A 21,217-nucleotide genomic window follows, 5' to 3' on the forward strand; every position below is an offset into this window, starting at 1 on the left:
AACAGATTGGCTCTTTCTTAGCGTATACAGTCCCACTACCGGCAAAGTCGTGCTGGAGAACCCAATCTGATTATGAACTACATGATGATACGACGAGACAGTGACGTACCAGACCGCCCACCGACGAGCCGAAACCCGGCCCGAGAAGAGACATGAAAGAATTAGAACGAGACCTCGGTCTGCCGTCTGTACTTGCGATTAGCACTGGTGCGATGATCGGTAGCGGCATCTTCATCTTGCCCGCTCTCGCCCTCGAGATTGCAGGGCCCGCAGTCATAGTCGCGTACGCGCTCGCGGGGTTACTGGTTGTTCCTGCAGCGCTCTCGAAATCAGAGATGGCGACTGCCATGCCGGAAGCTGGCGGCACCTACATCTACATCGAACGCGGGATGGGGCCCTTGCTCGGAACTATCGCGGGCGTGGGTACGTGGTTTTCGCTGTCGTTCAAGGGTGCGCTCGCACTGGTTGGGGGCGTTCCGTACCTGTTGTTGTTGTTCGACCTGCCCTTGAAACCAGTCGCGCTGGGACTCGCAGCATTCTTGATTCTGGTCAACATCATCGGAGCGAAACAGACGGGGAGACTGCAAATTGCCATCGTCGCCGTGATGTTGGCTGCGCTCGGTTGGTTTGCGGCCTGGAGTGCCCCAAGCGTGCAACCAGCGAATTACGCGAACTTCTTCGACGCCGGTCTCTCCGGATTGCTCGCTGCGACCGGCCTCGTGTTCGTCTCCTATGCAGGTGTCACGAAAGTAGCGAGCGTCGCCGAAGAAGTCGAATCGCCCGGTCGGAACATTCCCCTCGGAATCCTCGGTTCACTCGTGTTCACCACGCTGCTGTACATAACAATCGTGGCAGTCCTCGTCGGTGTGACCGAGCCGGGGTCGGTCGCAGGGTCACTGACACCAGTCGCCGTCGCTGCAGAATCCACCCTCGGACAGGTCGGCGTCATCATAGTCATCCTCGCTGCAGTACTCGCGCTAATCTCAACAGCGAACGCCGGAATCCTGTCTTCGTCTCGATACCCACTCGCGATGAGTCGTGATTTACTCGCACCGCCGTCGCTCTCGACGGTGAGCGACCGCTTTGGGACGCCCATTCCTGCGATCACACTCACGGGTATCGTGTTGCTCCTGCTCATCGCGTTCGTCCCAATCTTAGAGATTGCTAAATTGGCGAGTGCGTTCCAGATTCTCGTGTTCTCGCTCATCAACGTCGCTGTCGTGGCGTTCCGCGAGGGAAGCACGGAGTACAACCCAGAATTCACCTCTCCGTTCTACCCGTGGGTCCAAGTGTTCGGTGCCGTAACTGGTGTGTTGTTGCTGACCCAGATGGGTCCCGTCGCGTTTGTCGGTGCCTTCGTAATCGTCGTCGGAAGCGTCGCTTGGTACTTCGCGTACGCTCGTTCACGGGTGAACCGCTCGGGCGTCGCAACCAACGCAATTCGACGTCAAGTGAACAAGAACGCCGTGACCAACGTCGTCTCTGCGACCGACGAACACACGAAGGAAGTGCTCGTTGCATTCACGAAAGACGTCGGTCCTGAACGTGAACGAGCACTCGTGAACGTCGCCGCCGACCTCGTCGCCCGAGACGACGGACGGGTCGTTGCCGTTCGGTTTGACGAAGTCCCAGACCAAGTACCACTGACAGACGACATCACGGTCCAGTCTCCGTCTGACCTTTCCTTCGAGGCCCGAATGTCGGCTTTCGCAGACGACGCTGCGGTTGCTATCGAGGCAGACGAAATCGTCAGCCACGATACGAAACACGCTGTGGTCAACTTCGCTGACCACCGCGGTGTGGACACTATCGTCGCTGAACACGAACCGCTTCGACTCCAGTCGCGGTTGTTCGGCGACCCCATCGATTGGGTCGTCCGACACGCCCCCTGTGACGTCATTCTCGTCGATAACCTCGGCTACGACGAACCGAAGCGGGTGACGCTCACGGGCGCTACCAGCCCATACTCTCCACTCGCAGTCAGCATCGCCGAGCGGGTCGCCTCGGCAAATCGAGGGACGATTTCGATTCAGTACACGTCTGATGAATCGGACGAACCAGACCGGTTGAAGGTAGTAAACGAGTACCGGACTGACCTCAACAACGTGTTATCTGTCCCAGTTCGGACGGAGGCCCTCTTTACCGATGGCGGACGACGTGTCCACCCCGACCTCGTCGTACAACCGAGTCCTGACCGTCGAATCAGAACCGCTCTCCTCGGGACGTTGTCGTCGACGCCGAGTTACAACTGTACGACACTGACAGTGTACTCACATGCTTCTCGCCGACCGTCCGTGGCTGAGCGACTACTCGAACGCCTCGCATCCTGAGGCAGTAACGACGTCGCTGACGGTGAATTGGCATCCGTCATCGCACTCTACTACCACTTCTTCGACTGATGATTGTGTACTCAGGACGGAGTACTCGAAGAGCAACCGACAAGTAATAACCCGGAATGTCTAACCAACTGTCTCGCACGGAGTAGAGACGGTCAGCCGGAGACTTTCACGACCTGTTTTCCGATATTGTCACCAGAGAAAAGCCCGAGGAATGCATCTGGTGCGTTTTCGAGGCCCTCTACGACTGTCTCACGGTGTTTTAACTGTCCAGTTGCAACCCACTTTCCGAGTTGCTCGGACGCCTCTCCGAATCGCGTTGCATAGTCACCGATGAGAAGTCCCTGTACTTTGGCACGTGGGGCGATAAGCATCGGGAGCTTTCGTGGGCCCATTGGAACCTCTTCATCGTTGTAGTGTGCGATTTGACCGCAGACTGCGACACGTGCATCGAGGTTGAGCTTCGTGAACACAGCGTCGGTAACCGGCCCACCCACGTTGTCGAAGTAGACGTCGACACCCTCTGGTGCGGCGTCGTCGAGGGCTGCTTGGTAGTCATCGGTCTTCTTGTAGTTGATTGCCGCGTCGAACCCGAGGTCCTCGGTGAGCCAGTCGATCTTTTCATCAGAGCCAGCGAAGCCGACGACACGACACCCATTCAGCTTCGCAATCTGGCCGACGACTGAGCCAACCGCGCCAGCAGCACCAGAGACGACAACGGTGTCACCTGGCTTTGGCTCGCCGACTTCGAGCAACCCAAAGTACGCTGTTCGACCTGGCATTCCGAGGGTTCCGAGATACGCCGGGAGGTCTGCGATATCTGGGTCTACGGATGCGACATCGTTTGCATCCAAGACGCTATAGTCGGCCCACGTTCCGTTCCCAGTGACGAGGTCGCCTGCTTCGTATTGGTCACTCTTACTCTCGACGACCTCACCGACGATTCCACCGCGAAGGACGTCACCAACGTCCCACGGATCAGCATACGATTCTGCGTCGCGCATCCGGCCACGCATGTACGGGTCCACAGAGAGGTACTTGACACGTACTAAGAGTTGTCCGTGCTTTGGCTCTGAGACGTCACCCTCTCGAAGTTCGAAACTCTCTGCGTCTGGCTCGCCTTCTGGTCGTTCAGCAAAGTACCACTCTCGGTTGGAATCGCGCATACCCTGGCTCGGGTCGTTTCACCGAAAGGGCTTCTGGAGGCGGGTGGTGTTTCTGGCAAATGAATAGTGGTGAACTGTAGACGAGAAGAGAGAACGATTAACGAACCCCAACAGCCAGCAGGTAACTCGACCTGCAAACAGCAAGTGGTTTAGCATTCTTCAAGAAATCAGAGATAGAAACCGTGAGCGACCGACCAACCAACCAAACATCTCGATACGAGGCAGTGGGTCTGCTCGTCGGGTTTTTCTTACTCTCGACAGCAGCCGCAGCGTACGAAATCGCCCCAGCGAGCGTCTTCCCTGTTATTCGAGCGTCACTCGGAATCGATGGGAGTACCGCCGGATTGCTCGTCAGCATCATGTACGCGACTGCTGTCGTCACTAGCATCCCTGTCGGCATCGTCCTCGACCGCTTTTCGGTCCGCCGGGTGGTCTTCTTCGGTGCCGTCGGACTCTCCGTTGCAGGTATCTGGGGCTGGTACGCGGCTACTGCTGGGGCATATCTCTCGTTACTCGTCTCGCGCGTACTTGGTGGTCTCGCGTACGTCATCTTCTGGAATGCAGGTGCGAACGCCGTCGGCAGCGCCGTTGAGTCTCGGTATCGTGCGACTGCGGTTGGAGTGTTCACCGCGAGTGCGCCAGTCGGATTCACACTCGGTCAGTTCGGCAGTCCCCTCATCGAAGAAGCAGCTGGTTGGCCTGCAGTCTTCCCCCTATATGCCGCACTCTGCGTTGTCGGCATCACTGTCTTCTTGCTCGCGACCCGCCGCCACGTTCCCGGTGTTGATGCTGCTGCCCCCGACAACAAAGCACTGCGCGAGCTGTTTACCAGTCAAGCAGTCTGGATCGTTTGTGTACTCTGTTTTCTGGCCTACTCGCTCTATCTGTTTGTCAACACGTGGCTCCCGAGCTACCTCGTCGATGCATACGACATCTCGTTGGCGGCGAGTGGTCTGCTGACCGCTCTTTTCCCGGCAATCGGTGCTATAGCACGGTCCAGCAGCGGATTAATCTCTGACCGTGTGTTTGGTGGAAAGCGTCGTCCAGTTATCCTCTCGTCGTTCGCCGTCACTACTCCTGCCATCGTCGCGTTCGTGTTCGTCTCGCAACTCGGGCTTGTCATCGGAACGGTCATCGTCGTCGGCTTCGCTATCCAACTCATTACTGGACTCATCTTTTCTTACATCACCGAACTCGTTGCACCCACAGTTCGGACCACGGCCGTCTCCTTGCTGACGAGTATTGGCCTACTTGGCGCGTTTGCCGCCCCTATCGTAGCCGGCGCAATTATCGACTGGTCGGGGTATAACCTTGCGTTCTTCGTCGCTGGAGGCGTCGCTCTCTTTGGTGTCCTCTTAGCGTTTCGTGCGCCCGAACCCGGTGGAGATTTGCAGGGGTTCTGAGTCGAACTCACAGACTGGTAGATGTCACTCTAATACCGTCCGTACAGCCGAAAATGCGCTAGGGGAGTACCTTTTTCCGAGTACATCCAACAGTTTCCACTATGACGTACAGGATTGAGCCGGCAGAAGAATACGACGGCCGGATTTCCGTCCACCTTCTCGACGACGATGCTGGCAGGGAAGAAATCCGCTGTTCGTCCTATCGAGAAGCGATCGAGGTCATCAAGACGAAACAGCAAGACGTGACGGTCGCCAAAATCATCGACAGAGATGACGAAGTCGTCTTTTCGTCACATGAGATGGACATCGACAACTGGCAATCAGTATGGGAGAACGAAAAACGGCGTCTCAGGGTAGACGTAGAGGAATACGACTGTCCCTACGACAGTATCTCGTGCTTTGTGGACGACCTTTGTGTGCAATGTAAGATGGATAAACTACAGAACCGGGTGTAGGCACTGCCCGCAGAAAGGCAGACCCAGGCATTCCTGCGATGCGGCGAGTCGCTCAGTCTCGCCGTCACGATACTTCGGAATCTGGTTACGACGAGCGTGTCAAATTATCATCCTGCCTGTCCATTTTTATCTATGGAACAGTACGACAAGCTCTACGAACTGTACGACCGACACGATGCAGACGCCCTCCGTGCGCTGCAAGACCTCGTCGACCTGTTTCCACTCGTCGAGTCGTCCGTCGCGCTCGACCGTTGGAAGGAGATTAACGAGGAACTCACCGAACGAAAAGCAGAGATTGAGGTGGCATTCCCTGAGTTCGGAGAGACGTTTGCAGACCTCGCAACGAGAGCACGGGAGGAACAGGCGTTCATGGGTCTCGACCTCTACAACAAGTATCACCGCGCAGTGAACGTCTTCGTCCTCGACGTCGACGAGACGCTGCGTTCGACGGGGAGTACAGATAACGAGATACCTGGTGACACGCTCAATCTCTTGACCGAGTTCTACGACGAGGGAGTTCCTATCGTCATCTGCACCGGTCAGACCCTCGAGAACGTCAAAGGCTTCGCCATCCAAGGCCTCGGTAGTAAAATCGTCCACTCGGGGAACGTCAGCATCGTCTACGAGACCGGGACTGGTGTCTTCACGCCGGGGCACGGTGCCGACACGAAGCAACTGTTGTATGAGAATTTAGACGACGAAATACAGGCCGTCTTCGACGACGTACGGTCGCGCGTCATCTCAGAAGCACCCGAACGACTCCGTCGGGGGTGTCACCTCCAAGGAAACGAGTTCAACGTCACGATGAAGCCCAACTTTGACACAGGGTCTGCGGCGGCGATAGAGATTATCGACGAGGCCCTGGTCTACGAACTCGACCTCTTGAGCGACGCGCTCTCTGCTCTCGACCGGGTCGAAGGGGACGTGAAGCGTGTCTCCGAGTGGACGCGCACATACTACGCCGACCAGGACCGAGAGATTCACTCGGTTCTCGAACAAGCAGGTGAACTACCGGACATCTCTCCGACCGATGTCCCCGCAGAGATGAGAGATATCCTCGACCGAATCGATATCGGCTACTACGAGGGCGACGCCGCCGAAGTCGGCAGCCTCGAACTGAGCAAGGTCGTGGGCGTCGAGAAGGCGTTCGAAGTGCTTAGCATCGATGACCCATTCGCCGTCGTAATGGGTGACTCGAAGAGCGACTTACGTGTTATGCGTTGGGTTCACGAGAACGAATCCGGTATCGCTGCAGCCCCTGAACACGCCTCACAGAGTGTCCTGGACTTCGTCGAGTCGACGGACGAACTCGTGTTCGACGAAGGTCGTGCGGGTGATATTCTTCGGACGGTGTACGCGTTGAATCGGTTCGCCGACGAGATGTGAGTAGACCGTTGGAGGCCACACGTGCGGTGTCACCTCTCGCCCATCTGGACCATCTTGACGAGCGAAAATATCGGGACGCCGTCTATCTCGCCTGTTCCGAGTTTGTCCGTCAACACGACGCCTGCCCGTGGGTTCCCACCACTATCACGTACTTGGCCGATGGTCTCGGTCATGGTCTGTCCGGTGTCGATGTTATCGTCGACGATGTAGCAGTCTCTGTCCTGTACCAGCGCGAAATTCTGGGAGAACGACCCGGTCGCAGGCTCACTCTCGTCTTCGTTCCACTGGTACTTGCTCGGCATATAGACGCTGAGGTCTGTCCCGAGTTCCTGACTGACAACCGTCGCGAGCGGTCCACCGGTCTTCCCGATTCCGATTGTCAGGTCGGCATCTTCGCCTTCTTGAGCGAGCAGACTCGCCATGATAGCACCGAGATGGCTCAATCGGTGACCGTCTCGACCGATGGCGCTCCAGTCCACGTGGACGTCGATTGGGCTATCGGAGCGTTTCGCTTCGGTTTTCGGTGTGCCACTCTGGGCGACGAGCCAACTCGCCGTCTCACGTGAGACGTTTAGTTCGTCTGCGACCTCACCTTGAGAGAGCCCCTGGTTTGTCAACTGCTCGGCGCTTTCAATGAGTGCGTCAATTGACCTCATTTCACAAGGTGATAGAACGTCCGTGAAATTAACTGTCTTTCATGGATACTTGATTTTCGCACCTGGAAAATACTCCTCCGTAAACCGATTTGGCACGGAGTCGTTTGCGGCGATAGTACAGCGATTCGGCGAGACGATGGAACTGTCGGAATACCGTCTTATCATTACGCTAATGTTGCTCGAATCCCGATAACGAGCATGGTCAACAAGTGTCATATGAAAACGAGGTGTTCTCTGTGAACGAGTTGGATAGCGTGGTTAACGCAGTCCAGCAAACGGCTCACTACGTGAATATGCACCTCGCCGACCATGCCAGGACCGGAGCGGGGACGAACCCAAGCGGCGAAGACCAGATCGGTGCCGACGTTTGGGCCGACAGTCTGTTCTTCGACAAGCTCTCGTCACTCGACTGTGTCGGCGCGTACGCCAGCGAAGAGCGTGAAGATGTCGTCGACTGTGGAGACGGATACAGCGTTGCTATCGATCCGCTCGACGGGTCGTCGAACCTCGCCTCGAACAATTCCGTCGGGACGATCATCGGCGTCTACGATGCCGACTTACCGGCGTCGGGTCGGGAACTCGTCGCCTCGATGATGGTGCTGTACGGCCCGTACACGACGATGGCCGTTGCTCGTGACGACAGCGATACGGTCCAAGAATTCCTCCTGCGTGACGGCTTCAGCGAGCGCTGGGGAACGTTCAGAATTCCCGAAGAGGCAATGGTGGTTGGGCTCGCTGGAAAAGATAGTGAGCGCAGCGAAGAGTTCAACACCCTTGCTAAGGAGTTAGAACACGACCTGAAACTTCGCTACGGCGGTGCGACGGTCGCTGACCTAGCACAAGTTCTGGAGTACGGCGGGCTGTTCGGCTATCCGAAGACGGCGGTCTATCCCGAGGGGAAACTCAGAGTTCATTTCGAGGCTGCACCGCTCGCGTACCTCGTCGAAGCAGGTGGAGGCGGATCCACGGACGGTACCCAGTCACTGCTCGACGTCGAACCCACTGGATTGCACGCTCGAACACCGACGTTCCTCGGGAACGAGGAACTCATCGAGCGAGTAGAGACGGCGCTGACCGAGTGAACCCGAGTGTCACCACTCTCGGTTATCGTACTCGGTTTTCTCTAAGCCTGACTGCTGAGTACGGTCTGATATCCTGAGTAGTATCGCTACTCTGCTTGAAATTCGATTACTCCATCTTCGGTGACCACCGTGTCGAGGAGGCGAGTCGGTGTCGCGTCGTACCCTGGATTCGCGATATCGAATGTGTCCACCGGTTCCCGCATCACTTCCACTGCGGGCCCAAATTTGTTTTTGAATTCGAAACCACCCCCGATGAACTTCAGTCCCACTCCGACGACAGTCACGGGGATGCCCTCACACGCGGCCATGGCGACCACCGGATAAGTACCAATCCGGTTGTATACGGATTCGGCGATGAGACAGTTCATTCCGATCATGACCCGGTCACAATCGGACATATAGTACCCAACTGCCCCGTCGACGATTTGAGTCACGTTCACGCCCTCTCGACCCCCTATCTGACGGGCCGTTCGGCGCCCCAGAAAGCGTGGTCGGGATTCAGTCACGAACAGATCGAAGCTCGTCCCAGAGTCGAGGGCGTACTCCAACGTCGCCATTACCGTAGAAGAGTTTTCGTGCGTCAAGATTACGTCACCGTCCTCGATGAGCCCAGCCGCCGTCTCCGCCGCTTTGCGCTTGCTCGATTCGATCTCGTCGACCATGGCCTCGATGGTGGTTCGCAACCGCTCTTTCGCCTCCTTCACAGTGTCGGGGTCGGACTCGTTGAGTTCGGTGACGATTCGCTGTTGGGTCGTGAACAGCAATGCGTGGGAGTGGTTTGCCTGTCGGAGCGCACTACTATTGCGCTCTAGTGATCTCGTGAATTCTTCAACGGTACGGTGTTCTCTATCTATCAACTCCTTGAGTGCCGTAGCGGCTTTCACGGCGACTATCGAGGCACTCTGGGTCTGCATCGTCCGAATTTGGTCCACCGTTTCATCGATCATGACATTAATTGTGACACCCATCAATATGGACTTTCGCCCCCTTCTCCTTCACTACAGAAATTGAAAATACAAGACAGAACGAGCGTCGTCAGTGGCCTGAAAACGTAGGTCTGACCCACGAATAGTGGTCATCCGTCACTCCCCCGTGGATCTGTCTGCTGTGTATCCGTCTCATGCTGCCCCAACGTAATCGACAACGGCAACGGAGCCGTGATGGAAGGCTTCCGTGGTAGTGTCTGTACCGAGTTTATTTCTCCTCTTCTCCCCAACGGCAGCCACGCCATGGTAAACACCCTCACACCTTCAGAGACGTATGCGGCACTCCGCTCCGACCGACAGGTCGCCGTGATCGATATCCGAGAACCACTCGACTACAGTCGCGGACACATCGAGGAAAGCACGCTCGTTCCACGCCGCATCCTCGAATCTCGATTACCGGATATCGTTCCGACTACGAACGCCTCCGTGATTCTTTGCGATCAGAGCGGTGAGCGCGCCGCCATCACCGCCAACGACCGACCACGACACCAGTCGATGGTCGAGGAAATGATTACCCCCGTCTCAGCATCCGAACTCTCCGAGCTGGTGGGACGTGACGGGCCAACGATTATTCACGTGGACACGAGCGAACGGTTCCGTGAGGTTCACGTCCCGGGGTCAAAGTGGGTCCCGCGATACCATCTCGACCAGTGGCTCGCCGAGAACGATGTCGATACCGACGACTCTCTCGTACTCACCTGCCGAGATGGACATCTCTCGACGTCGCGGCGGCGGCAATCACCCATGAATACGGGTACGACAACGTGCGCGTCCTCGATGGAGGAACTAGTGCGTGGAAAGATGGCGGCTACACCCTGGAAGACGGCGACGGTGGGATGCAGTTCGAACCCCGTGACGTGGTCCCCAAACCGTACCACCAAGGCGAGTGGGCGAAGCGCACGTATCTGGAGTGGGAAGAAGAACTTGGGCAGTTGTACGTGTCTAGATAACCTCGCTTAGGTGGAAAAGTGATAGTTAAAGATGGAGCAAGCAAATATATTGACAAAATGAGTACCTGCCGAGGCATTGATTACCCTGAATCGACTGCTTGTGAACGATGACACAGTTTGTGCCGGGGAATCAAGTCCGTATAGACATTCCCGATGTCACTGACCCGGACCATGATGAATACCATGGGAAGCACGGAACTGTTGTCGAAACGATCGACGACACTGCAGGTGTCCTGACTGAAGACCCTCGTGATAACCATCTATACCGGATTGAGTTTTCTGATGGCTCCAAGTCTGATTTTCGTTGGAGAGACCTCCGTCCACCAATAGAAGAATGAAACGTAGGATTCAATAATTAATCATCTGCTGCAGTTCCAACAGTTGAAACGCTATTTTCAGCATTACAATTTTGACCCTCATTCACTGTGATATACGATAGTAATGACTCTCCCAAAATTTGGCCAGCAATTGGTGGCACTGCATTGCCAATCTGTCTGAACCAGCTGGTGAATGGTCCAAGGAAGATATAGCTATCCGGGAAGGATTGCAACCTTGCAGCTTCACGTGGCGTGATTCCACGATTCCGCCTCGGGTCAGCGCGCTCGGGATTTTTTCTTGCATGTTCGTAGTAATCCGGGAGAATGTACGCGTTCGCGTCTTTTGCAAGGTGTGCTACGATAGTTGGGGACGGCTCTGACCACTTGAGCTTCCGGTACTTGTCCTTGAATCTCGGGTTCTCAGCAGTTCCTACGTCGTACTCAATGTACTCAGCGTATTCCCCATCCGAACCATATTTCACGTCCCATCCAGTATCTCCGGGTTCCAGACCCTCATCGAAAAGTATTCGATCTTTCTCCATGGGGTGTTCGCGAGCTTGATGATTGAAAGAGAGATGCGTCCCTTCATCCAATCTATTTTCTTTCACATAGTTGCTCTTGCTACCGTGTCCGGTCTCGGCAAGTACTCGACCCCCTTCATCTCTGCGTAACCGTGGGAGACCAGATAGACCCTGATGAATTGAGTAGCTGGAATCAGTCCGCGAAAGCCCGTCGAGAAGGTTTTCAACCTCGTCTCCGCTGCCAACCAAGTCGTTCCGAATACCCACAAGCAGAACCCGTTCTCTTTTTTGAGGGACTCCGAGTTCAGCCATATCTTGCAGGCGGAAATCGACTTGGTACCCAACACCGTCATCTCCGAGTGCTTCGAGATCGTCAAGTACCCAGTCGATAACACAGACACCTGTTTCACCAACCTCGTTTATCATTCCCTCCACATTCTCCATCACGATAGCCTTCGGGCGGAGTTCATCTACTGTCTCGACGTACTTCGTGTAGAGAGTCGTCCGTTCGTCGTCGAGGACGCTGTAATCGTCATCGTTTGCTCGACGGGAACGGTAGCCCGCTTGGGAGAGTGACTGGCAAGGTGGCCCTCCAACGACAAGATCTGGTTCAGAAACGACTTCTTGGATTCTACTCGGCAGATCGATCTCACGAACATCGCCACAAACAACGTTTTCATGAGGTATCTCTGGATGGTTCAATCGATAGGTTGCAACCGCGTCTGGTTCGATATCGATTGCCCATCGAATATTGTACCCTGCACGAGAGAGGCCACACGAGAGACCACCGGCACCTGCGAACAGGTCAACTACAGTCGGCCCGTCGCGCTCTTTGCTTTGCTCTTGAAGACGGTGACTAAGCAGGAACTTCCGAACTTCGCATTCGTCCCCACAGGTACCAGAACCGGAACTGACGGCGTGTGTCGACAGAGCTCGATACAGTGTTGGAATCTGACGGTCGATGAGCTCGTCTTCTAATTTTGTGTGGCGATGTGACGCGCCGTCTGAGTCTTCAGAGGTGAGTAGACCGAGTGAACACAGAAGAGAATCCACTAAAGAATCAACTGGCCAAACGGGTTTGTCAAATGCCGTTTGCAGTAGCCACCACGCGTCTCCCTCTTCGATCCCGGGAACTGTGGTTAGGAACTTAACATATGTCGAGTACTGAACGTTAGAGAACTCTCGAAGTGTAACACCGTCAGTATAATGCGTGTCTTCGACTGCCTCGAGAAGTGAATAGATATGTTCTACTCGTTGTGCACTGATCCCCTTGTTAGGGGTTGCCGTTTCAAGTGCCTCTCGTAGCTCTACTGGTTCCATTGCTGCGATGTCTTCCCATGTGCCACCCCTGTCTCGTAGGCGTGACACCGTTTGTCGGGGTGTTCGTTCGAAGAACCTCTCAGAAGGTGCATTTACATCCCCTCCGAGTACGACTGCTGCCACGGCGTCAAGAGGATCATCACTACCAATCAGCGGGTCTTGACATGGACAACCATCGGAGTTAGATAGATCGCCATCTCGGTGCAAAGTATGGTATCGGCATGGATCAACACTCCCAGACCGGTTACGTGCGAGTTTTTCAGGTGTGGCGCGAGGACAGCCAACTGGCGGGAAACGTTGGCGTTGAGCATGCTCCGCAGTCAGTACGTCAATGAGAAAGTCAGTGTTGTCTAGCAGAAGTTGCTTATGTAGTTCACGTTCAGCGGTCGACGCGGTATTTACCGTCGTCGAAAAAGAACCGCAGGACGTGGTCGGCCCAGACATGTCCCTTTCTTCACAGCGGAATGATTTAAAACTCCTGGTGACGGGAAATGACAGAATTTTAAAAAACTAGTTAGCTACTCGTTCTCGAGGGATTCCGGGCGGTGGATGAGAAAGAAAAATCTCATTCCAATTCAGCGACCGGGTTACGTCAAGCAATTTGAATGTTAAATTAGAACTGATGGCACCTGTCAATCTCCCGTTCGGTCGAACCGAGGTTTCGAGCTTGAACTGAGCGATCTACCGGACTCCACGACCGCCTGTTGGAATCATTTTATTTGAACAACGTTGTGCGGACAATCAAATAATATATTATCGCCGACTGTAACATTAGAATCACCACTGAGGCTACTGATTTCAGATGCAATTCTCTCACTCATTTGAACAATCGATTTGGGATACCGACGGGTTCCAAGGGAGGGAATTTGCATCACTGGACGTAGCTGTCGACGCAAATGAGACGACATTGACGTTGGATACCGAGCGGCTGGCTTCCGATAAGTCTCTGAAGGATGCTACGACAGTCGAAGTTGAGCTCCTGAATACCTCTGAGCTTCATGAATTAAGCAAAATGCTCTGTGACTGGTGTGTTGCTGAGGACCTAGCGGTGAATACATTTGAGACTTCATTTGTCGACGGGGAATTCACCACTGAAGGCGAAAAGCAAGAAATCTCACGGTTGCAGTTCGAAATTTCCGAGGAGGGGCTACTAGTCATCCCATTGAACGGTGACACGGAAGTTGGTGAGTCGTTAATCCCTTCATCGAAGAAAGTGATCGAAGGTTCTGATGGAGCGTCACACGAGCACCTGTATGAGCTGGACTTTCTCTTACACATGGCGATTCGTTGTAGTGAGTACCCAACGGAGGCTCGCCGTGCGCTTGACCACATGGGCGAGTTCACAGGTCCGATACATCATCGCCTAAGTCCAAAATGTGTCAGTCAGTACTATGCTGGTGACTACGGTGATGCGATCGCCCAAGCTGGCCAAGGACTCGAAAAAGAGATCCGATCGAGATTTGATGCCAATCCCGACGAGCGGTTCGAAAATCTATTAGGAAAATTATTCAGCTCGGATGACCCCAGCCTACTGGCCTCTGAGGACGAAAATAAGCAGGAGAAAGTGAGGGACCTGTTTCAGAGCACGAATGGCGCGCTTCGAAATCCCTTCACTCATAACGATCCTGATGCGGTGGACCACACCTATTTGAAGCCCTTCTCGAAACGTCATGCTCGCGACGTATTGTTCCTTTACGACTTCTTGCACCTCCTTGTCGAACAGATGGACACCTCAGAGGGCTGATGGTCGAACAACTGTCGCAGCCTCCGAGTCCAACAGATACCCGATTAAGTCGGTGAATGAGCTGACGGTTGGCCCTTCTAAGATCACTCCAAGCTCAAGATAGCGGTCAAACCCGTAGTCTGTCAAATTTGCACTGCCGACGTAGACACGGGAGTCATCCGAGAGTAGCACCTTGGCGTGGAATGTAAACGAGGGTGCCCTTCCATCTTGGACTTGTTCGTCGGCGGGGACATCCCCATCCCAGACAGTGTAATCCACGAACTGAATTTTCTCGTTAGGGTTGGCATCTTCCTCTAAAGTTTCACACAGGTTAGCAAGAACTGAGTAATTGTACGATTCCTCATCCGCAAGATATCTAGTGACTATTGTCACTTGGACTCCCCGTTTGAGGGCATTTTTCAGCGGGAGGTGTAGTCGCTCGATGCCGTCCGCTTCAAGAAACGGCGAAAGCAGCACAATCCTATCTTCTGCTTGCTTGATGAGCCTGCTGAGGCTTGGCATTAGATGGCTCATCCCGAACAGCTGGGGCGATGTGCCTCGAAAATCGGGGTCATCTGGAAGGGTTATTACTGGCGTCACATCAGTTGCTGATGGGGTTCGTGACTGGTGTGTTTCCAGCGTCGATGCCGCTTGTCGAACCACAGTGAAAAGTTTGCGAGTTTGACGTGATTGAACAGTGTAGGAATTCCCAGATTTCGATAGTTGAACGGCGTCGGCACGATTCAACTGACGTAACAAATCCTTGGCCCGCGATGGCGAAAGCTTGGCTACAGCCTCGACATCTCCATTCGTGATTGTTTGGTCAGCGCCTGCCGCTTGTAGTAGCATCCCCTCGACGGAATCGAAATTGTCAATCAATTCGATGATCGACAGTGCGACTTCCAACCGTAGCTTTTCGTCTGTGACCATCAGAGCATCTCGGCAAGTTCCCAGAACCCGGGACGCTCCTCACCAGAGTGCCGGTGACTCCCATAGAGATACTGACGACCCAGAACTTGGTTGAAATATGAACAGCTGATTTCGCTCACGTGAAGACACGACAGGCAGGCACCCCCGCGCCGCGAGCAGACTGGGTCATACACACAATCATTGCCAACTGACTGCGCCTGCGTGATGAGCGTATCGAGCTGCTGTTCGACCATTGTGGTGATCCCACCAATGTTGAAGTCATTCCGATTGTTTGCGTAGATCACGAACGACAGTGCGCGCGGGAACAGATACTCACTCAAGTTCGTCCTGTCGAAACCGCTGATTGTCGAGGCCTGTTTGAGGAATACGTGGCTCATCGTATGCATGAGCGTAAACACCGTTTCCGTTATTTCACCTGCCATAGAGTTCTCTGTCTCCGTGTTGAACCTCCCGAATCCATCGACCTCGGTCAGGTGATTAATAATGAAGGCTCGCTGGACCTCTTCATCCATCTCATCTATCTCACTTTTCGCGTGCTGAACGGCCCCTGGAGAGGACACGTCTACCGAAGGGAGCGTCACGTCGCCGGCGACAGCGGCTGGGTCACTCGTCTCCGGATGAGTGGCGGCGATCCACAGGAGGATGTGTGCAGGGTCAAGTTCAAACTGGACGGCCTCACTTTCGGCCGTGTCGACGAAGATTGGTCTGTCATTGGCATCGCTGTTGTTCGTCGTGAATGGTCGAATCTGGGCGTCCTGACGGCTCCCTCGAGTGTAGCCATAGACGAACGTCTGAATCGGGAAGTCCTCGATGACCCTGACATCACCAATCCCAGCGTTGGTCAAGATGTTCGGGTACGTTTCGATCCGATTTGCCTTCGCAGTGAAGCCACGGTCTCGGGCGATTTCTTCCAATTCGTCTAACGACCGACTGGTGAGTTCTTCCTTCGACAGGGAGTACTGGAGGAGCTCGTCGCCAGCATCTGCGAGCTGATTTTCTTCCTCATTCTCATTTTCATCTGCTGCTTCCTCTAATTCCAATATCTCATCGAGGCGTCTATTGAGGGTCGTGCTTGTCAATACACCCTCTTCTCGGAGATGTTCGCGGGCTCCGGCCATCGTACTCACGTCATCCTCCGAAACGATTACGTGCGCTAATTCCTCTTCAGAGATCTCATCTGGTTCAGTCTCGGCGTTTAGATCAATGCTTCTAACTGGTATCTCTGCATCAGCGACCAAGCCAAGGTACGCCGCGATTCCTTTTCGAAGGCCCTCTTGAGTGCTTCTGAGTTCTCCGAGTCCTGCCGATCGGAGATTAACTGTGGTTAGGTAGTGTGGGTAATAGACGCTGCTTGCCCGATGAACAGTGGTGTACATACCACCGCTAGCGTCGTCTTCGTCATCGCTGGCGTGTTCTTCGTCGTAATCACAGTCGCAGTTTTGCAGGAATTTGACCGGAATGTCCCACCCACAGATGGCACACACCCACTTGAATTTCCCAGACTTCTGACTTCCCTGGGTATCGAGTTTGATATACTTCTGCCCGTGCCCGTTGCTACAACGAGGGACATTCAGACCCTGAATCTCGCCGCACCTGTGCACACTAACGAATTGATACTGGCGAAGTTCCCCGTCACAACCACCACGTTCACAGGTGAGACCCGAATTTTTCGTTTCAAGATCGTCGATATCATAGTACTGATGCGCGCGGTCACACCGCTGACAGCGGAACGTGAGTGGGAATAGGTCCGCACGAACATCATCGGGACGGCCGAAATGGTACCGTTCGGGGTCGAATGTACTGAAGCCCATCTGACCGCCGTCCCAATTTCTGACCCGGTATTCGATTTTGTTGAGAATATACCCTCGGTCTATCTCGCCACCGATGCTGTCGGTTTCGAGATAGCTGACCCTCCAAATTCCTCGGCCATCGCTGTAGTCGAAAGTGTTCCCTGGAAGGAACTGAAACATTACTTGTGTGCGGCTTCTTTCCATTGACATTCTAGCGTCTCCTGTCTAAGGTATCGAATACGTCTCGCGAACGGTACGTCGATTGGATACGCAGCTTTTCGTCGATGTCACGCAGGCTCGTCATGACAGAGTTCCCGAGGCGGTTGCTCGTCCATTTTTCGTCATCGTTGAGTTGGATATCGGCGATCGCTTCTTTGGTGAGTGACTCAGCGGTATCGGCGAACTCCTCAGGGGCTGCATCTCCACCATACATGCAATGAATCGCTTCAGAGAGCTCTGATTCGTCGTCTAAGTTTTGGACGAACTCCCGTGCATTGCTCCCGAAGAACAGTCGATCTACGTCGTCTTCATACATGTAGTGGTTCAACAGCAACGCCATGAACAGTCCTGGGTGCGTGCGCCTGATACTATTTTTTGCCCACCGGTTGATCGGGACCGGCTCGACGAGCCGGTCTAAGAACTGGTGGTACTTCTCGAAGAAGTGATAGTGACTCTGGTCTCGTTCCCGGATGGGATGAAAGACGTTGAAGATCAGGCCGGGATGGGTCCGACCAGCGCGTGAACTAGACTGAATGTACTCTGACGTGTCTCGGGGCATCCCGAAGAAGATCATCATGTTGAAGCGGTCAACGTCAACCCCGTGACTGATCATACTCGTGGCAGTGATTGAGTTCAGGCGGCTTGCTAGAAGGTAAGCCAATCCCTGACCGACTCCATCGGGTGCCCTGTCCAAGGCGTCATGATAGACACTGGTTGGCTGCCCGTTATGCAAGCAGCCGTCGACAATGTCGAGTAGCTCAATGAGCTCTTGTTCATTCTTTTCCTCAATGATTCCTTGGTCGACGAGACTGCTGACGACATCTTGGTCGCGCCCCGAATGCCACGGGTTTTCGAGCTTGTCGAGTCGCTCTTGGACCTCGTCGAATTGGGTTCCACCAGTCATCCGATCAGGGTTCAACTCCGGTCGGTCAAGCTTGTGGAAGTAGTCTGACAGCTGCAGTCTGATACTTTGGTCGAGTCTATCGCCGTCCTTCTTCGCAAGCAGATACGTGAGACTCGTGGTGTAGTCCCCAAGCATATCGAGCAACTCAGGCACTGAGTCAACATCCAGTGGACCCTCTGCAGCGTTTGAGTCTGGTATCAGGATATCTCCGTTCAGAAGCCTGTCTGGGTCTTCGACTGCTGTGACGAGCAAGTCTTGGATTGCCTTGTGATAGTAGAACAGCAGGTCGATAATCGCGTTGATGTGCGTTTTCCCGTGCGGAGTGATCCCGATGTATTGGCGCTGCAACTCTGGTGACTCCTCCGCATAGAAACTCCCTCTAAGATATGGGCCCGGAGCTGGGAATCGCTCAGCCTCTCGGACAAACAAGTGATACACTTGGTCGTCGTAGGAGGTGATGGTCGCTGTCGGAGCGATAATCTTAGTTTTTCCTGCATCAGCCATCTCTTGGAGCTCGTGGATACCGGTCTCATAGTGGGCGTCGAAGCTCCCCATCGATTCGTTCAGTAAATGAAGCTCGTCGGGGACTTCGAGAGACGGTGCCGGATCGTACGGCTCAACCGGTGTCGCGAGGTCTTCGAATTCGTCTCTTGGGATTTCACAGCCGTACTTCTCAGTACACTCACCTAAGCTGGCAAAGCCGTGCGTCGGGCACTCGTATTCCATCTCACCCGAGATGAGATGTGCCATCTTTCGCTGATACCCCACTGCAGTGACCTTGTCAATGGTCCCTGCAAGGATGGTCGGTGCGTACCGGTACAGCTCATTGTCTACAATGTGGACTGGAAGCTCTGCAGGGAGGTAAGGCGTCCCGAGGTCGAGATCCCGCTGTTGCCATTCACAGTTAAGCTCACCACCGGTGCACATGTGAGCGAGTCGATGCTTATCTTCGATGACTTTCATCCGGGTTTCTGACCCACACACAGGACACGTGGGCAAGACTTTGAGGTCTTCCCGACGTTTATCATCACGCGCCAGCTCGGCTGCCTTGTCATTCCGATAGCCAGTGAGCTGATTTGGAGTGTTCCGTTTACCGACCATGAACCCGACACTGAACGCGTGTGCGGGTGACGACGCAATCGATGGCTCATCACGGCGGATGAGATCGGCGTACATCATCGTTTCTGCCATACGCTGCAACTGCTGCATAGACAGGAGTCGCAGCGGGAATCGAGTCCATGCAGTTACTCCGAAGTCTTTGCCTCTGAAGCGATCGAAGAACGCACTCCAAACAGCGACCCCGAGGAACGCCTCTGTCTTCCCACCGCCAGTGGGGAACCACAGCACATCGACGACATCCAAGGCATCTTCCGCGTCGCTCTCGTTGTGTGGCCCCGGAGATGAATCTTGACGCCATGTCGCTTCTGTGAAGTTGTCGTATTCCCGGCTGGCAACGTCCGGGAGGAGCATTACGATGAACACCAACTGGAACAGGCGCCAGCTATCGAACGACCCGCGATGCATCTTGCGCATTGTTTCATTCATCAACTCGAATGCCCGCCCTGCTGTGTCGGGATACTCTTCAAGACACTCGATTCCACGCTTGAAGCGGGCCATTTCTCGACGGAATGACTCGCGATCTCCGTGGAAGTCTGCTTCGTCGGTGCCGCCACGCTCGTTGACTGATTGGTCCCATCCATCGTGCTGTCGATAGTCATCAAGCGCGTCTTGATAAGTTCCCGAATCGTACGCCTGCATCTGTTCGTGGATGTCTTTGAGCAGTTGTATGCCGCCGTCCTCTAAGTCCGACAACGTTTCGAACTTGGGTTTTGGCCCACGAGTTGCCGAGTCATAGGATAGTTGCTGGTGTTCAGGAATCGCAGTCGTCCGAAGATGACTCGTGCTTGGCTCCTCCCGTGGCGTGCGCATTCCTGGAGGCTTCCCGTCAACTACTGTGTCGATCTCGGGTGCGATGATCGTACAATTGCGTCCGTGACCCCACAAATCGCGGTTATATCGGAAGTCCTCAGGGAGCGGGTCGAAGGTGAATGGGACGAAGATACCCGCGCCGTCAATCTTCAGCTCTAGATTCGCTTCGAAGAGCGTGGGGTCTCGTGTGGTGTTGCGATTATCTTCTTTGAGGGTCTGTGCAGTGTTCTCGAACTCAACATCGAGGTGCAGACCGTTTGACTCCTCGATGACTGTTAGATTTAGGTCGGCTTCCCAATCCGGGAATGCGATTGGCCCGCTGCGCTCATTGAGGTATGTCTGATACTGCTCCTCAGATTCCATCGCCCACCCGGGCAGCCCGTCGTCGTCCTCAACATCGAGATAGAGATCCAAGTCACTTGAATGGGCATCTGTTTTCACTTGTTCGAACGCAGCTTCAAATTTCGAATCGATTGCTGCCTGTACCTCAGATGGTACTGTTTCGAACCCGCTGATCAGCTGTTCGCCGGTAATCTCGATAGGCTCAATATCCAACGTAAGCCGTTCGAATACGGGGAGGAGGTCTTCTGTCTCGGATGAGCTGTCTTCAGAATCGGCAAGTGAAATGAACTGGTCGCGGTCGGCCAACTCTTCGAATGTCGGATTGACACGAACCCAGACACTTACTTCAGGGCGGATCTTGAGCGTCGTCTCGTGAGTGACGTTGTCGAGTTTGACGTTGGCCCCAAGTGCGCTGGGCTTCATTTTCGACTGCAGATCATCGTCAAAGTCGTCGAACTGATCTAAGGACTCCGCTGCTAGCGTCCCAGCAAAGAAGCGATCACGTGGGAAGTCAGTGTGTACTCGATCCCCCTTTGCCCCGGTGATCTCATCTAATACAGTCTGGCGTAGGTGCTGGGCAATGCGCCCGCGGTCACCATACTCAATAGACGAAAAGTCAGGCGGATTTCCACCCACCGGGTTGTGTTGGCTCATCGATAACTGGGTTCAAGTCAATCGTGCTGTCTCATAGTTTTTTGCCTCTCTTTGTCTGCTAAACTTCGAACGGACATTGGACAACCCCAAGCCGCCAACGACAGCTACAATTCCGACTAAGTCTGGCTCTCTGGAGATAGGAATTGGA

14 protein-coding genes and 1 pseudogene are annotated in these 21,217 nt (G+C 54.4%); 8 read left to right on the forward strand and 7 right to left on the reverse strand.

Features of this window, described 5'->3' with window-relative positions; translation table 11 throughout:
- Positions 1 to 152 precede the first annotated feature (152 nt).
- Positions 153 to 2,330, forward strand: coding sequence for a universal stress protein (locus ACK509_RS15695; protein ID WP_410767499.1), 2,178 nt, complete (start codon positions 153 to 155; stop codon positions 2,328 to 2,330).
- Positions 2,331 to 2,491: 161 nt separating this feature from the next.
- Here the strand turns inward: ACK509_RS15695 and ACK509_RS15700 are convergent, their stop codons facing one another.
- Positions 2,492 to 3,502, reverse strand: a complete 1,011-nt coding sequence (locus ACK509_RS15700) for an NADP-dependent oxidoreductase (protein ID WP_410767500.1) — start codon at positions 3,500 to 3,502, stop codon at positions 2,492 to 2,494.
- Between the two features lie 182 nt (positions 3,503 to 3,684).
- On the opposite strand from ACK509_RS15700, the gene ACK509_RS15705 reads away from it, so the two are divergent.
- The 3 genes from ACK509_RS15705 to ACK509_RS15715 all read left to right on the forward strand — a co-directional run bounded on the left by ACK509_RS15705 (position 3,685) and on the right by ACK509_RS15715 (position 6,746).
- Positions 3,685 to 4,905 carry an MFS transporter gene (locus ACK509_RS15705; protein ID WP_410767501.1) on the forward strand — a complete coding sequence of 407 codons (1,221 nt, stop codon included), beginning with the start codon at positions 3,685 to 3,687 and terminating at the stop codon, positions 4,903 to 4,905.
- A gap of 101 nt (positions 4,906 to 5,006) precedes the next feature.
- Entirely contained in the window at positions 5,007 to 5,360 is a 354-nt protein-coding gene (locus ACK509_RS15710; protein WP_410767502.1) for a hypothetical protein, read from the forward strand.
- 132 nt (positions 5,361 to 5,492) lie between these two features.
- Positions 5,493 to 6,746, forward strand: coding sequence for an HAD hydrolase family protein (locus tag ACK509_RS15715; protein ID WP_410767503.1), 1,254 nt, complete (start codon positions 5,493 to 5,495; stop codon positions 6,744 to 6,746).
- 29 nt (positions 6,747 to 6,775) lie between these two features.
- On the opposite strand, the gene gfcR is transcribed toward ACK509_RS15715, so the two are convergent.
- Positions 6,776 to 7,402, reverse strand: a complete 627-nt coding sequence (gene gfcR, locus ACK509_RS15720) for a transcriptional regulator GfcR (protein WP_410767504.1) — start codon at positions 7,400 to 7,402, stop codon at positions 6,776 to 6,778.
- 236 nt (positions 7,403 to 7,638) lie between these two features.
- Between gfcR and ACK509_RS15725 the strand changes: the two genes are divergently transcribed.
- Positions 7,639 to 8,484: a class 1 fructose-bisphosphatase gene (locus ACK509_RS15725; protein ID WP_410767505.1), complete on the forward strand. Its 846-nt coding sequence runs from the start codon at positions 7,639 to 7,641 to the stop codon at positions 8,482 to 8,484.
- Between the two features lie 86 nt (positions 8,485 to 8,570).
- Here ACK509_RS15725 and ACK509_RS15730 read toward each other — a convergent pair whose 3' ends face one another.
- Positions 8,571 to 9,431 (reverse strand): translation initiation factor eIF-2B, encoded by an 861-nt coding sequence (locus tag ACK509_RS15730; RefSeq protein ID WP_410767506.1) that lies wholly within the window; start codon positions 9,429 to 9,431, stop codon positions 8,571 to 8,573.
- 282 nt (positions 9,432 to 9,713) lie between these two features.
- Here ACK509_RS15730 and ACK509_RS15735 point away from each other — a divergent pair.
- Positions 9,714 to 9,929: pseudogene (locus ACK509_RS15735) on the forward strand (rhodanese-like domain-containing protein); the annotation flags it as partial.
- Positions 9,930 to 10,234: 305 nt separating this feature from the next.
- Positions 10,235 to 10,420: a hypothetical protein gene (locus ACK509_RS15740; RefSeq protein WP_410767530.1), complete on the forward strand. Its 186-nt coding sequence runs from the start codon at positions 10,235 to 10,237 to the stop codon at positions 10,418 to 10,420.
- A 355-nt stretch (positions 10,421 to 10,775) separates the two neighbouring features.
- Here ACK509_RS15740 and dcm read toward each other — a convergent pair whose 3' ends face one another.
- Positions 10,776 to 12,701 carry a DNA (cytosine-5-)-methyltransferase gene (gene dcm / locus ACK509_RS15745; protein ID WP_410767507.1) on the reverse strand — a complete coding sequence of 642 codons (1,926 nt, stop codon included), beginning with the start codon at positions 12,699 to 12,701 and terminating at the stop codon, positions 10,776 to 10,778.
- Positions 12,702 to 13,380: 679 nt separating this feature from the next.
- Here dcm and ACK509_RS15750 point away from each other — a divergent pair.
- Complete coding sequence (locus ACK509_RS15750; protein ID WP_410767508.1) at positions 13,381 to 14,322, forward strand: TIGR02391 family protein; 942 nt, start codon at positions 13,381 to 13,383, stop codon at positions 14,320 to 14,322.
- On the opposite strand, the gene ACK509_RS15755 is transcribed toward ACK509_RS15750, so the two are convergent.
- Genes ACK509_RS15755 through ACK509_RS15765 form a run of 3 tightly spaced genes read right to left on the reverse strand, consistent with a single transcriptional unit; the run spans position 14,311 to position 21,069 of the window.
- Positions 14,311 to 15,231 (reverse strand): phospholipase D-like domain-containing protein, encoded by a 921-nt coding sequence (locus tag ACK509_RS15755; protein WP_410767509.1) that lies wholly within the window; start codon positions 15,229 to 15,231, stop codon positions 14,311 to 14,313. The genes ACK509_RS15750 and ACK509_RS15755 overlap by 12 nt on opposite strands.
- Positions 15,231 to 17,201 carry a hypothetical protein gene (locus ACK509_RS15760; RefSeq protein ID WP_410767510.1) on the reverse strand — a complete coding sequence of 657 codons (1,971 nt, stop codon included), beginning with the start codon at positions 17,199 to 17,201 and terminating at the stop codon, positions 15,231 to 15,233. Before ACK509_RS15760 ends, ACK509_RS15755 begins: the two co-directional genes overlap by 1 nt.
- A 31-nt stretch (positions 17,202 to 17,232) precedes the next feature.
- The gene (locus ACK509_RS15765) at positions 17,233 to 21,069 is read right to left on the reverse strand and encodes a helicase-related protein (protein ID WP_410767511.1); all 3,837 of its coding nucleotides are present in this window, start codon (positions 21,067 to 21,069) and stop codon (positions 17,233 to 17,235) included.
- Positions 21,070 to 21,217: the final 148 nt, after the last annotated feature.

The organism is Haloferax sp. DFSO60, assembly GCF_046557615.1.
Lineage (GTDB): Archaea > Halobacteriota > Halobacteria > Halobacteriales > Haloferacaceae > Haloferax.

Coding starts and splice junctions, on each gene's coding strand:
- ACK509_RS15695 (WP_410767499.1), top strand. CDS start 153: ATGAAAGAATTAGAACGAGACCTCGGTCTGCCGTCTGTACTTGCGATT.
- ACK509_RS15700 (WP_410767500.1), bottom strand. CDS start 3,502: ATGCGCGATTCCAACCGAGAGTGGTACTTTGCTGAACGACCAGAAGGC.
- ACK509_RS15710 (WP_410767502.1), top strand. CDS start 5,007: ATGACGTACAGGATTGAGCCGGCAGAAGAATACGACGGCCGGATTTCC.
- ACK509_RS15715 (WP_410767503.1), top strand. CDS start 5,493: ATGGAACAGTACGACAAGCTCTACGAACTGTACGACCGACACGATGCA.
- gfcR (WP_410767504.1), bottom strand. CDS start 7,402: ATGAGGTCAATTGACGCACTCATTGAAAGCGCCGAGCAGTTGACAAAC.
- ACK509_RS15730 (WP_410767506.1), bottom strand. CDS start 9,431: ATGATCGATGAAACGGTGGACCAAATTCGGACGATGCAGACCCAGAGT.
- ACK509_RS15750 (WP_410767508.1), top strand. CDS start 13,381: ATGCAATTCTCTCACTCATTTGAACAATCGATTTGGGATACCGACGGG.
- ACK509_RS15755 (WP_410767509.1), bottom strand. CDS start 15,231: ATGGTCACAGACGAAAAGCTACGGTTGGAAGTCGCACTGTCGATCATC.
- ACK509_RS15760 (WP_410767510.1), bottom strand. CDS start 17,201: ATGTTTCAGTTCCTTCCAGGGAACACTTTCGACTACAGCGATGGCCGA.
- ACK509_RS15765 (WP_410767511.1), bottom strand. CDS start 21,069: ATGAGCCAACACAACCCGGTGGGTGGAAATCCGCCTGACTTTTCGTCT.